Source organism: Streptomyces sp. NPDC101393 (assembly GCF_044767385.1).
Classification (GTDB): Bacteria; Actinomycetota; Actinomycetes; order Streptomycetales; family Streptomycetaceae; genus Streptomyces.
In genome coordinates this window covers 275189-287255 of record NZ_JBIWNU010000011.1, presented here as the reverse complement: position 1 = coordinate 287255, position 12067 = coordinate 275189, and the positions used below count along the sequence as shown (strand labels likewise).

Annotated in this window: 10 protein-coding genes; 4 read left to right on the top strand and 6 right to left on the bottom strand. The window is 71.3% G+C overall.

The features are described from left to right. Positions 1-60 precede the first annotated feature (60 nt). Complete coding sequence (locus ACIRQ7_RS31900) at positions 61-399, bottom strand: SCO0607 family lipoprotein (protein WP_404266090.1); 339 nt, start codon at positions 397-399, stop codon at positions 61-63. A 154-nt stretch (positions 400-553) separates the two neighbouring features. Beyond that, a complete protein-coding gene (locus ACIRQ7_RS31895; RefSeq protein ID WP_404266089.1) occupies positions 554-1465 on the bottom strand; it encodes a sulfurtransferase in 912 nt (303 codons plus the stop codon). A gap of 137 nt (positions 1466-1602) precedes the next feature. On the opposite strand from ACIRQ7_RS31895, the gene ACIRQ7_RS31890 reads away from it, so the two are divergent. After that, entirely contained in the window at positions 1603-2460 is an 858-nt protein-coding gene (locus ACIRQ7_RS31890) for a class I SAM-dependent methyltransferase (RefSeq protein ID WP_404266088.1), read from the top strand. A gap of 170 nt (positions 2461-2630) precedes the next feature. Here ACIRQ7_RS31890 and ACIRQ7_RS31885 read toward each other — a convergent pair whose 3' ends face one another. Next, the gene (locus ACIRQ7_RS31885) at positions 2631-4844 is read right to left on the bottom strand and encodes a HelD family protein (RefSeq protein WP_404266123.1); all 2214 of its coding nucleotides are present in this window, start codon (positions 4842-4844) and stop codon (positions 2631-2633) included. 512 nt (positions 4845-5356) lie between these two features. On the opposite strand from ACIRQ7_RS31885, the gene bla reads away from it, so the two are divergent. After that, on the top strand, positions 5357-6265 hold the full coding sequence (gene bla, locus ACIRQ7_RS31880) for a class A beta-lactamase (RefSeq protein ID WP_404266122.1): 909 nt from the start codon (positions 5357-5359) through the stop codon (positions 6263-6265). Between the two features lie 31 nt (positions 6266-6296). On the opposite strand, the gene ACIRQ7_RS31875 is transcribed toward bla, so the two are convergent. From ACIRQ7_RS31875 to ACIRQ7_RS31865, 3 genes are all read right to left on the bottom strand, one after another. After that, positions 6297-6854 (bottom strand): cysteine hydrolase family protein, encoded by a 558-nt coding sequence (locus ACIRQ7_RS31875; RefSeq protein WP_404266087.1) that lies wholly within the window; start codon positions 6852-6854, stop codon positions 6297-6299. A gap of 186 nt (positions 6855-7040) precedes the next feature. After that, on the bottom strand, positions 7041-8522 hold the full coding sequence (locus ACIRQ7_RS31870; protein WP_404266086.1) for an MFS transporter: 1482 nt from the start codon (positions 8520-8522) through the stop codon (positions 7041-7043). Continuing rightward, a complete protein-coding gene (locus ACIRQ7_RS31865) occupies positions 8519-8968 on the bottom strand; it encodes a MarR family winged helix-turn-helix transcriptional regulator (RefSeq protein ID WP_404266085.1) in 450 nt (149 codons plus the stop codon). Before ACIRQ7_RS31865 ends, ACIRQ7_RS31870 begins: the two co-directional genes overlap by 4 nt. 514 nt (positions 8969-9482) lie before the next feature. On the opposite strand from ACIRQ7_RS31865, the gene ACIRQ7_RS31860 reads away from it, so the two are divergent. Beyond that, entirely contained in the window at positions 9483-11075 is a 1593-nt protein-coding gene (locus ACIRQ7_RS31860; protein ID WP_404266084.1) for a helix-turn-helix domain-containing protein, read from the top strand. Next, positions 11075-11647: a transcriptional regulator gene (locus ACIRQ7_RS31855; protein ID WP_404266083.1), complete on the top strand. Its 573-nt coding sequence runs from the start codon at positions 11075-11077 to the stop codon at positions 11645-11647. Before ACIRQ7_RS31860 ends, ACIRQ7_RS31855 begins: the two co-directional genes overlap by 1 nt. Positions 11648-12067 lie beyond the last annotated feature (420 nt).

The following is a 12067-nucleotide window of genomic DNA, read 5'->3' as shown; positions in this document are numbered from 1 at the left end:
CACTCCCGCTGGGCGCTCCCGCCTGCGTGCTCCGTTCGCGCGCTCCCGGGCTCTGCGCCGTCACCCCTTTTTGGTGATGTCGCCGTTCTTGTCGACCACAACGGTGTTCCAGTACTTGTCCCACTTGTCGTCGACGTGCTGCGGAACCTTGCCCTTCGGGTAGCGCACATAGCCCTCAGGGGGTTTCTCGCCGTCCGATACGCACGCACCACCCGAGGTGGATCCCACGGCCTTGACCGGATATTCGCCGGAACTGCAGATGCTGTCCTGCATCGAGCAGCCGGATCCCAGGAAGGCGACGATCAACGCCGTGACGGCGAGCGCAGGACCCGAGGCCCGGGAGGCGCGATTGCGGTGCGCGCCGACGGCGGACTCCTGAACAGGGGCATATTTCTGCATTTTCCGTTGCCTCCTTTGCTGGCGAACGTTCAGTCTGTCGCAGGGAGTCGATGTGTCCATGAGTACGCGTACTCAGCTGGCATTGCGGCCCAGGCGCCGGCCGAGCGCACCCGACAGCCGCTCTCCGGTCGTCGGCCGTCGGCCGTCGGTCCGGCTATCGCGTGGCTGGTTCGCCGCTCACCGCGCAGCTCACCTCGCCGCCGGTGGCCACCGGCAGATCCGAGGGCAGTCCCCATTCGCTCCAGGAGCCGTCGTACACCGACAGTTCGCGATATCCGGCCAGTTCGGCGCCCAGTGCGAGGATGCAGGCGGTCACGCCTGACCCGCAGCTGAAATAGAGCCTTTCCCGTTCGCCCGCGAGGGCGGCAAAAGCGGCGCGCAGCGCAGACGTGGGGAGCATCCGGCCGTTGTTCTGAATTTCGGTGAAGGGCAGGTTCAGCGCCCCCGGCATATGGCCGCCCCGCAGCCCTGGACGCGGCTCGGCGGCCGTTCCCCTGAAACGCTCACGCGAGCGCGCGTCGAAGACAGCCGAGGCGGGATCGGCCAGGGCCGCCGACACCTCGCCGCATCCGACGAAATGCCCGGGACGTACGCGCGCGGTGAAGTCGCCCTGCAAACGCACCCGTACCCCTACCGCTTCCGGTACGCCTTCTTCGAGAGGCAGCCCCGCCGCGCACCAGGCGGGCAGGCCCCCGTCGAGCACCGCGACCCGGTCGAAGCCCATCGCCCGCAGCATCCACCAGGCACGTGCGCTGGAGTAGATGCCCGCCCCGTCGTACACGACGAGAGTGTCGGCGTCGTCGATGCCGAGGGCGCGCATCTCCGCGGCGAACCGTTCCGCTGCGGGCATCATGTGGGGGAGCGGGCCGGAGTGGTCGGACAGCGCCCCATCGATGTCGAACGGCAGCGCCCCGGGAATCCGTCGCTCCGCTCCGCGGTGCGCCGCGATCGAGGCGTCGAGTACGACCAGCCCTGGCGTGCCCAGGCGCCGCGCCAGCCAGTCGGCGCCGACCAGCGGTCCGGGGACGGGCAGTTGGGCGGCGGGTGAACCGGCAGCGAAGGACATGGGAGCAGTATGTCGCCCATGCCCCGACGGGCGGCTGGTCGGCGCCGAGCTCAGGCCGCGAACGGACCGCGGAAGACCGGACGGGAACTGACCGCAGGAAGACCGTCCGGGAACTGACCCTAGGAAGAGGAGACATCATGGCGGACGAGCGGAACGAAGGGCCGGACAGCACCGCGGTGCGGACCGCCCTCTGGCGGGCTCTGCACGTCCAGGCCGACCCGCCGCCCCACGTCATCGAGGACGAGATCGGTCTGCGGCTGGCGGCCCCCGATGAGGGATGGCGGCGCCGCCCGGACATGGACCCGCGCGGCACCAGCGGATTCCGGGCGGCCATTGTGGCCCGTGCCCGCTTCGTCGAGGACCTGGTTGCCGAGCAGGCCGGTCGTGGCGTCACCCAGTACGTCGTCCTGGGCGCCGGACTCGACACCTTTGCCCAGCGCAGACCGGAGATCGCCTCCCACCTGCGGGTCTTCGAGATCGACCAGCCCGGCACCCAGGCATGGAAGCGCCAACGCCTGATCGAGCTGGGCTATGGGATCCCCGACTGGCTGCGGCTGGTGCCGGTCGACTTCGAGGCGGGCGGGGACTGGTGGGAGCAACTGGCCGCCGCCGGCTTCGATCCCGGCCGGCCGGCGGTCGTCGCCTGCACCGGCGTCACCATGTACCTCACCAAGGACGCCACCGAGGCGACCCTGCGGCGGCTCGCCGGGCTCGCCCCCGGCTCGACGCTCGCCATGACGTTCATGCTGCCGGCAGCACTCCTCGATGACGCCGATCGCCCCGCACTGGAGGCGACCAAGCCGCAGGCGCAAGCGGCCGGAACGCCGTTCATCAGCTTCTACACCCCGCAGGAGATGCTGGCACGGGCCCGCGACGCCGGCTTCACCGACGCCCGTCACCTGGCGGGAACCGTGCTCGCCGACCGCTACTTCGCCGATCGGACCGACGGCCTTCGCCCGTCCAGCGGAGAGGATCTGCTCGTGGCCACTACCTGAACCCCTCGGCCACGCACTCGTTCGACGGCGGATGCGGGCATGTGGGACGCCGGCGGCCTACCGGCGTGTTCCGCTCGTGGGACGGGACGACCCCCGTGCCCTGGTGAGCGGGTAGGCCTTTCCGGGTCGGTGAGTTCGGTGGCGGCTCGGTGCCGGCCGCGACCAGTGGGTCAGCGCAAGGTCCTGGGCAGCTCCTCCCGGTGGACGATGCCCAGGCGCTGGGTGGCACGGGTCAATGCCACGTACAGATCGCTCGATCCGAACAGGGCGGGCTCCACCACCAGTACATGGTCGAACTCAAGGCCCTTGGCCTGGCGCGGATCGAGGAGCACCACGGGGAGGGTGAGGTCGGGCGCGGCGCCTGCCGTGATGCCCTCCAGATCCGCGGCGATCTCCTCGTGCAGCGCACGCGGTGCGATCACTGCGAGGCGCCCCTCCTGAGGCGTCAGTTCCGCTACGGCCTGAGCCACCGTGGCCGGCAGGTTCTCGCCGGCGTCCCGGATCCACGGTGCCTCGCCGGTCGACCGGACCGAGACGGGCAACGTGAAAGAGGGGTCCGTCTCCCGTACGACCCTGGCGGCCAGCTCCATGATTTCGGCAGGCGTACGGTAGTTGACCTTGAGCGTGACGTGCTCGAACCGGTCACCGACATACGGCTCCAGGATCTTCTCCCACGAACCGACGCCGGCCACCTCGGACGTCTGGGCCGGGTCGCCGACCAGGGTCAGCGAGCGGGTCGGCGAGCGGCGCATCAGCAGCCGCCACGCCATCGGTGAGAGCTCCTGCGCCTCGTCGACGATGATGTGCCCGAACGCCCAGGTACGGTCGGCGGCGGCGCGCTCCGCCGCGCTGCGGTGGTCGGCCTCCTCATGGCGCTCCGCCATCCGTTCGGCATCGATGATGTCGTGGGCGGCGAGGACCTCGGACTCCTGGTCCTCGAACTCGTAGGTCTCCGAGCCCCGCGACAGTTCCAGGACGCCCTGGGCGTAGGCGATCCGCTCCTGCCGTGCGGCCTCGGCCGCGGCCCGTTCGGCGCTGTCGTCGACCCCGAGCAGTTCGGCCGCTTCGTCGAGCAACGGCACGTCGGCGGGGGTCCACCCGCCGTCGGCGGGTGCCCGCCGGATGGCGTCGGCGTCCCGGTCCGGTAGGTACCCGGGTGCGGCCAGATAGCCGGCGAGGAACGCCTCCGGGGTGAGCGGCGGCCACAGCTCGTCGGCAGCGGCATGCACCTCCTTGCTCACGGCGACGCCCCTGGCGAGCTGGGCGATGTCGTCCGGGCCGAGGAGGTTGGGGCCGCCGTACGGGTCGGCGCCGATGCGTTCGGTGAGTTGCGCGGTGAGGGCGTCGATGACCCGGAAGACGAAGTAGGGGCGGGCGAGGTTGTGCGGCAGGCGGGTGTCACGGGCCGCCTGCCGGGCCTCGTAGGCGATCTCCCAGTCGAGGACGAGGTCCCCGCCGTCGTCGTGCGGGATGATCAGCGGGGCGCCGGGTTCGGGCAGCTCCTGCCGGTCGCGTACGGCCAGGGCGAGTGCCTCGGACATCTGCTCGCCGCCCTTGACGGCGGCGGCGCGGGGGGTGTCAGTGCCGGTGGCGTGGACGCCGGGGAAGAGTTCGGCCTGCGTGGCGAGCAGCACGCCGGTCTCACCGAGTGCGGGCAGCACCTCAGAGATATAGCGCAGGAAGGCCGGATTGGGGCCGACGATGAGCACGGCGCGCTTGGCGAGCAGCTCGCGGTGTTCGTAGAGCAGGAACGCGGCCCGGTGCAGCGCGACGGCTGTCTTGCCGGTGCCGGGGCCACCCTCGACGACGAGGACACCGCGGTGCGGGGCGCGGATGATGTTGTCCTGCTCCGCCTGGATGGTCCGCACGATGTCGCCCATGCGTCCGGTGCGTGCGGAGTTCAGCGCTGCGAGCAGCACGTCGTCACCGTTCGGGTCCTCGAAGCCGGTGCGCTCGCGGTCGCCGAGATCGAGGATCTCGTCATGCAGTTCGGTGACCGTACGGCCCTCGGTGGCGATGTGCCGACGCCGGCGCAGACCCATCGGGGTGTGCCCGGTGGCGAGATAGAAGGGGCGGGCCACCGGCGCACGCCAGTCGATCAGAAGGGGCGTGTGCTCGGTGTCGTCCTTGCGGATCCCGATACGGCCGATATGGTGCGCGACCCCGTCGGAGAGATCGATGCGGCCGAAACACAACGAGCCGTCCACCGCGTTCAGAGCGGCCTGCAGGCCCGAGCGCTCCGCGACGCGGACGTCGCGTTCGAGACGGGCCTGCAGTCCCTTCCCGACCGGCGTCAGCGCGTCCTCGACATCCTGCGCGGCGTCGCCGCGCAGGGTATCGACACGGGCGTGGAGCCGATCGATGAATTCCTGCTCTTCCCGCAATTCGACGCTTTCCCGGTTTGACAAAATGGCTCCCTGCCGGATATTGTTCTTACTGTGAGGCCCCTTCGGAGGGGCCTTTCGTGCGTGGGCACAGAAAAACCCAATATACGCGGGATAATCCCCGGTCCGCAATTACGGGCCGGGGATTACTCATGTCGTCGCGGTGATGTCCCAAAGAACTCCGAGGCCGCCCGGGGGCCCGCAGCCTTCCCTGCATCCTCAATGCCTCGTCACCTTGATTGCCCCGCCACGTTCCTCGGCCGGTCCCTTCGCGGGGGCGGTAACCCCCGGTTTCCCCGCCCGTCCGCACACCCCGCTGCGACGCCCCCGCCACGCCCTCGGCACGGCGCCGCCGCCGGTATGAACTGTCGCGCCCGTCACGGGATCTCGCGCTCCGGTGCAACCAAGAGTGGACGCAGGGCGTCGACCGAGGGAGCAAGAACATGTCGAGGAGTACGAAAGAGGCGAGGCGTACGGACGTGCGGCTCGCCGTCGGAGGAAGGCAGAACATCGTGAAGCCGAGCAGGGGCACAACTCGCCGTGCGGTGCTGGCCGGTGGACTGGGGACCGCGCTGGCCGCTGTTCCCATGACGTCCACCGCGTACGCGTCCGGACCGGGGCGGGAGGCCGCGCACAAGCTGCGGGAAATCGAACGGGAGCATGCCGCGCGCCTGGGCGTCTTCGGGTGGAACACGGTGACCGGCAGGTGCGTATCGCACCGTGCGAACGAGCGCTTCCCCTTGTGCTCGACGTCCAAGACCCCAGCGGTCGGGGCCGTCCTGAGGGACCTCGACCAGGACGGAACGTACCTCTCGAAGGTCATTCACTACACACAGCACGACATCGACCGGGCCGGGGGCGCGCCCATCACGGGCCGGCCCGAGAACCTCGCCCGGGGGATGACCGTGGCGGACCTGTGCGGCGCCGCCATCTCGTACAGCGACAACACCGCGATCAATCTCCTGCTGGCGGAGCTCGGCGGACCGACCTCCGTCACCCGCTTCTGCCGTTCCATCGGGGACTCCGTGACCCGGCTCGACCGCTGGGAGCCGGAGCTGAACTCGGCGGAACCGGGGCGGGTGACCGACACCACCACTCCCCGCGCCATCGGCGGGACCTACGCACGGCTCGTCCTCGGGAACGCCCTGGAGACGGAGGACCGGAAGCGGTTGACCGGATGGCTGCTGGCCAACACGACCGGTGGCAAGCGCCTGCGCGCCGGCGTCCCGAAGGGCTGGACCGTCGGCGACAAGACCGGCACCGGCAGCTACGGCACCACGAACGACGTGGGTATCGCCTGGCCGTCGGGCCGCGGGCCGATCGTCATGGCGGTGCTCTCCACCAAGCCCCACGTCGATGCCGCGGCGGACGATGCGCTGATCGCCGAGGCCGCCGCCGTCCTCGCGGCGGACCTCGGCTGACGGGACCGACGCTCCGCCCCTCCGCCGTTGGTCAGCCCAGGGCCTTGGCCCAGGTGTCGATGGTGGTGACCTCGGCCTGCCGGGGGAAGACCTTCTCGGTCAGCACCCGGTGGGTTTCGGGGTCGGTGTCGAAGCAGCCGTCGGCCAGGACGGTGAGCCGGTAGTCCAGGTCGGCGGCCTGACGCACGGTGGAGAGGACGACGCCACTGGTCGCGATGCCGGTGAGGATCAGGTGGTCGATACCGCCGGAGCGCAGGAGGAGTTCCAGATCGCTGCCGGCGAAGGCGCTGACCCGCTTCTTGGTGATCACGGTCTCGTCGGGCCGGGGGGCGACGTCGGGGTGGATGAGCGCCCCGGGGTCCCCGGGGGTGAAGGCGCCGGGCGGCAGGCCGCCGAAGGTCTTGTTGGCCTGGTTGGCCTCGGGGTGGCCGGGCCGGAAGCCGATCACGACGTGCATCACCGGGACGCCGGCGGCGCGTGCGGCGGTCACCGCGCGCGCCAGCCGCGGCACGTACTCGGTGTCGGGGACGCGGCTGACGATGGCCTGCTGGACATCCATCACGAGCAGGGCGGATGCGGATTGCGTCATGGTGCGGAACCTCTCGGTGTCGGGTGACTGCTGTGTACGGCGGGGGAGTGGGTCGAGTGATCGGCCGAGGGGTGTGCGCCGGGCGGGCGGCGGTGGCGGACGCCCTTGCCCGCCTGGCGCGGCCGCGTCGGGGCGGCGGGGCCACGTCGGGGCGGCGGGCCATGTCGGCCAAAGGGGGACCTCCGGTCACCGCTCGGCGTCCTCGGCCGCAGGCGAAGCCTCGGCCGGCCGCGCGGCGCCGGTCCGGCCCAGGGAACGGTCCACGACGGTCACCACCAGGAACAACACCGCGACGGCGAGCATGAACCAGGACAGCTGGTGCAGACCGCCGGTATCGGCGCGCTGCTGGAAGGCGGCACCGCCGGCGGCGGAGGCGATGATCGCCCCCAGGTAGCCGAACGTCCGCAGCAGCCCGGCCGAGGAGCCCATCCGCTCGGGATCGGCCTGGTGGTAGACGGCGTTCTGCAGGGCGAGGGAGTTCAGGCCCTGCGGTATCCCGAAGACGACCGCGATGACCGGCAGCAGCCAGAGGCTGCTGCCGGGGTGCAGAAGCAGGAGCAACACGCAGCCGGCTATCTGCCCGGCCGCGCCGACCAGGAACTTGCCACGGACGCCCGCGCGGCGCCCGGTGGCCGTGGACACGATGATCGCGGTCAGGAACAGCGGCAGCTGCGCGAGTCCGGCCTGGGAGGCGGAAAGCCCGCGCCCCTCCTGCATCCACTGGGTGTAGCCGTAGAGGACGGCGTACGAGACGACGTAGGCCAGCAGGGCGCGGGCGTAGGTGGCCAGCAGCGGTGGATTGCCGCCCAGGACGCGCAGGGCGATGAACGGTTGCGCCACCCGCAGTTCGCGCCATGCGAAACCGGCGCCCGCCGCGGCCGTCAGCACCAGGAGATACCAGTCGCCCCGGCGCGGGTTCATCAAGAAGAGCAGCAGACAGATCAGCATCGCGGCGAACAGCGCCATGCCCGGCAGATCCAGGCCCGCCACCGGCCGCTGCCCCGGGGTGCGCCCGGCGCGGGGCGTCCTGGGCAGGCGCCGGGCGCCGAGGACCAGCGCGGTTGCCGCCAGCGGGATGTTCACGGCCATGGTGGTGCGCCAGCCACCCACGCCGATGAGCAGGCCGCCGAGGCTGGGTCCGATGACGGCGATGGTCTGGGTGGCGACCGCGAGCGCGGTCAGCACACCGGCCGGGCTGTCATGGCCGGTGCGCCCGGCCTCGCTGCGGATCAGATACATCGCGGCGGGATAGCCCGCGCAGGTGCCGAAGCCGAGCAGCACCCGTGCGGCGATCAACACGCCCAGATTCGGGGCCAGGGCGCCGACGATTCCGGCGGTCCCGGTCAGCGCCGCACCGGCCAGGAACAGCCGCCGGGGGCCGAACAGGTCGATCAGCCGACCGACGACCGGCTGCCCGATCGCGGTGGCCAGATAGAGCGCGGAGATCAGCCACGCGGTCTGCGAGGGCGGCGCCCCGAAGGCGACGCCGATCGGCACCAACGCCACCGAGATGATCGAGGAGTTGACCGGATTCAGTACCGATCCCAGCATCATCGGGGCCAGCAGCCGGCGATCGAAGGCCGCTTGCGCCCCCGCTCCGCCGCCGGGACGCCATGAGCGGCTCGGCCATGAGCGGATCCTCCGTATCACCCCGGCCTTCGCGGTCATGGCCGGGTCAGCCGATCCAGCAAGGCCATCGCCTCGATCACGGTCCGGCGCTCCGCCTCGGTGTACCCGTCCTCCAGAGCCCGCGTCAGCCACTCCTCCCTGGCCCGGCGCCGGTCGGCGACGAACGCGCGGCCGGCCTCGCTCTGCGCGATCAGCTGGCGCCGCCCGTCGTCCGGATCCGGACGACGGGATACCAGCCCACGCTTCTCCAACGCCGCGACCGTGGACGCCATCGACTGATGGCGGACCCGCTCGACGCCCGCCAGATCGGTGACGGACGCGGCACCGTCGCTGTCCAGCCGGCTGAGTACGGAGGACTGCGACGGCGTGAGCTCGCCGGCGGCGTTCGACTCCCGCAGCCGCCGCCGCAGGCGGCTGAACACCACCCGCACTTCATGAGCCGCGCGCACAGCCGACTCGGACACACCCTCGGGATTCCCTTCCATACTCTCCAAGTTAATTTATACAGGCTGGGCTGCGCAAGTCAGCCTGCGTAAGTCGGCTTGCGCGCCCTGGCCCGCGCCATGTGGTCGGCGCCGCCCGCTGCCCCGGACCTGCCTGCGCCCCTTGCGCCGGGCGAACCGTTTCGCCGGTCCGGATGCCACCCCGGCGGGCAGCGCGGCATGCCCAAGTCTCGTCGCACTGGCGGGAGTTACCGAAGCCGTGCGGGAGGTGTCGTCCGTGCGGGCGGTTGCCCGTCTCCGGCCGCCCGGCCCGAGGCGCGTGCCGGTGACGCTCCGAGGGGTCCGCTACCACGAGGTGCGAGGGGTCGCCTCATTCCGCTGCCGTGCGCCGCGTGGTCAAGGGGGACCGAGCGATCGCTCCGCCCTGCCCACTTGTCGTCGCCCCGCCCACCGGTGCTCGGGGGCGGCCCGGAAGAGGCACGTGACCCTGCCGACCGGCGCCAATCACCGCCCAATCCTCTGTCGTGAACGGCCCATTCCGCTGTACGGTCGGGGCATGACGGGTGAGGAACAGTTCGACGGTGTGGAAGCTCTGCTGGAGGAGGCGCGGCTGACGGCCCGCATGCCGGAGCCGGCCGAGCGCCTGCGGCTTCGCCAGGCGGCCGACCTCTCACGCAGCCAGGTGGCCGCCGCGGTCGGGGTCGGCCGGCAGACCGTCGCCAACTGGGAGGACGGCACCACCGACCCGCAGCCGCCGGGCCGCGCCAAGTACATGCGACTGCTGGAGGGCCTGGCCAAGATCCACCCCGCACCCGCCGCGCCCACCGAGGCCAACGCGGCACCGGAGCAGACCGAGGAGACTCCCGCGCCCGAGCCCGCCGCGCCCCAGACCGCACGCGGCCCCGACGGGCGGGCCATTCAGGGCGAGCCCGCCCCGTGCATCCGCTGCGGCGTCGTGACTCCGTACAAAGCCACCGACGGCCGTTCGCTGCACGCCGGCGCCATGTGCCGGCCGTCGACCCCCGCACCCCGCCCCGCCGCAGCTATCACCCCCACCGCCGCGCCCTCCGCCACGCAACCGCCTTCGGTCCCCGCTCCCGCGCCCGCGGTTTCCCCCACGCCCGCGCCCGTGCCCTCGCGTCCGCAGCGCCGGGCCAAGTCCGCGGCCCGCGCCCGTACGGAGACCACCGGCCTCATCGGCCGGGCGGTGCGCGAGGAGCTGGAGCGCGCGGAAGGGGACGCCGACGCGGCGACCCGGGCGCTGATCAAGCGCGCCATCCCGGACGTCATGGCGATGTTCGACGAGACCCGGGCGACGGCCCGCTACGCCTACACCGCCTACCCGGCGCTGCCCGACATCCTCCAGAAGCCCTCGAAGAAGGAGCCGGACGCCATCTGGGAGGCCCGCCCCAACTTCCATCACCCGGGCTACTCCCTCAAGATCCCCGGGGACATCGCGGTCACCGCCCTGGACGCCAACGCCGCCTACCTCTCCGCCCTGAAGGCGTGGCTGCCGATCGGGAAGCTGGAGCACTCCACCGGCAGCGACGGCGTTGACCCCAAGCGCTCCGGCGTCCACCTCATCACCCCCGCCGAATGGCACCACCCGCACCTGCCCGACCCGCTCGGCGACCGCGACGAGCCCGGCGCGCTGTGGGTCACCGACGCCACCCTCCGCCTCCTGCTGCGCCTCTCCGGCCCGAGGTACGGCCTTCTCGACGCGCCCGCCATCCACGAATCCTGGACATCCGGCGCGACGGAGAACTTCCTGGACGCCCTGCGCAAGACCCTCACCGCCGCCCGCGAGACGGCCATCGCCGAGGACGACACCATCACCCTGGAGTACATCAAGGCGATGTACTCCAAGTTCATCTCCACGATGGGGGAGTCGATCCACAACAGGGAAATGGTCCGCCCCGACTGGATGCACCTGATCCACAGTCAGGCCTACGCCATCCTGTGGGGCAAGGCGTACAAGGCCCACCAGGCCGGACTGGACATCATCAGCATGATGGGCACCGACGAACTCCATGTCACCGGTGACTGGCGCCAGGTCTTCCCCGAGGGCCGAGGCGTCGCCCAGATGAAGATCAAGCACGGTGACGCCAAGGCCTCCGGCGAATACACCGTCGGCAGGGTGGCCCGCTGATGGCCGGCCGCTGGATGAACCTCGGGCAGTACGGCGCCGAGGGCGTCCCGGGCTGGGTGGCCTTGGGCGCCGGGATCGAGCGGATGGTCACCGGCATCGAATCACCCGTCGACTCCGAACGCGGCCTGGCCGCCCGCCTGCGCTATCTGACCGCCTCCGATGCCGGCTACGAAGCCATGGACCGTGCCGGCATCCACCTCACCCCCCGTACCCTGATCGCCTGGCTCGCCGAGGAACGCACCCCCAACCGCGCCAACCTCACCCGCCTGGACGCCGCTTACTGGGACCTGCGCCGCCGCAACGTCGCCACCGACCTCAAGCGCCGCCTCAACTCCCGTGGCGGCACCCGCATCGAGATCAACCCCGTCGACCAGTCCCGCGTCGCCCGCCCGCACTGGCGGGACCTGTCCACCCGCACCATCAACGTCCGCGGAGTGTGGGACGCCGCCGTCGACGCCTGGCTCGCCGAGGACGAAACGGCCCTGGACGCCATCTGGGACGACATCATCACCGGCCTCGGCTCCGACTACGACGCCTACAGCCACGTCTCCTCCATCGGCTGGGCCGCGTGACCGCGTGACCGCGTGACCGCGTGACCGCGTGACCGTCTGGCGGTCGGGCCGCCGGACGGTCGGGCCGCCAGGTTCGCCTGGCCGGAAGCGTCCGCTCCGGTGCCCGCCCCCGTCACCGACCTGCCTGCGGCCCGTCCGCCGGCGGGCGGCTGCGCGATGGTGCCGCCGCTGCAACCTTTTCGCCGCGCGAGTGGTCCTGTACGAGGCCGCAGATGTGCGCATGTACGCATTTTTTGGAACGCACCCACGCACGCCGGCGTCATGCAGGGCCTAACCATGATGAACGTCAACCTGCGCCGCTCAGGCGGCACTTGGGATCCGAGAGGTCTGCTGGATGAAGATTCGCCGCGCCCTGACGGGCGCCGCTGTGGCTGCTGTGATAGCGCCCGCCGCCTTACTGGCCGTGCCCTCCGCCGCGTT

What these genes read in the sequence shown, in the direction of transcription:
- ACIRQ7_RS31860 (WP_404266084.1), top strand. Translation starts at nt 9,483, where the DNA reads ATGACGGGTGAGGAACAGTTCGACGGTGTGGAAGCTCTGCTGGAGGAG.
- ACIRQ7_RS31895 (WP_404266089.1), bottom strand. Translation starts at nt 1,465, where the DNA reads ATGTCCTTCGCTGCCGGTTCACCCGCCGCCCAACTGCCCGTCCCCGGA.
- ACIRQ7_RS31875 (WP_404266087.1), bottom strand. Translation starts at nt 6,854, where the DNA reads ATGACGCAATCCGCATCCGCCCTGCTCGTGATGGATGTCCAGCAGGCC.
- ACIRQ7_RS31900 (WP_404266090.1), bottom strand. Translation starts at nt 399, where the DNA reads ATGCAGAAATATGCCCCTGTTCAGGAGTCCGCCGTCGGCGCGCACCGC.
- ACIRQ7_RS31855 (WP_404266083.1), top strand. Translation starts at nt 11,075, where the DNA reads ATGGCCGGCCGCTGGATGAACCTCGGGCAGTACGGCGCCGAGGGCGTC.
- ACIRQ7_RS31870 (WP_404266086.1), bottom strand. Translation starts at nt 8,522, where the DNA reads ATGACCGCGAAGGCCGGGGTGATACGGAGGATCCGCTCATGGCCGAGC.
- ACIRQ7_RS31890 (WP_404266088.1), top strand. Translation starts at nt 1,603, where the DNA reads ATGGCGGACGAGCGGAACGAAGGGCCGGACAGCACCGCGGTGCGGACC.
- ACIRQ7_RS31865 (WP_404266085.1), bottom strand. Translation starts at nt 8,968, where the DNA reads ATGGAAGGGAATCCCGAGGGTGTGTCCGAGTCGGCTGTGCGCGCGGCT.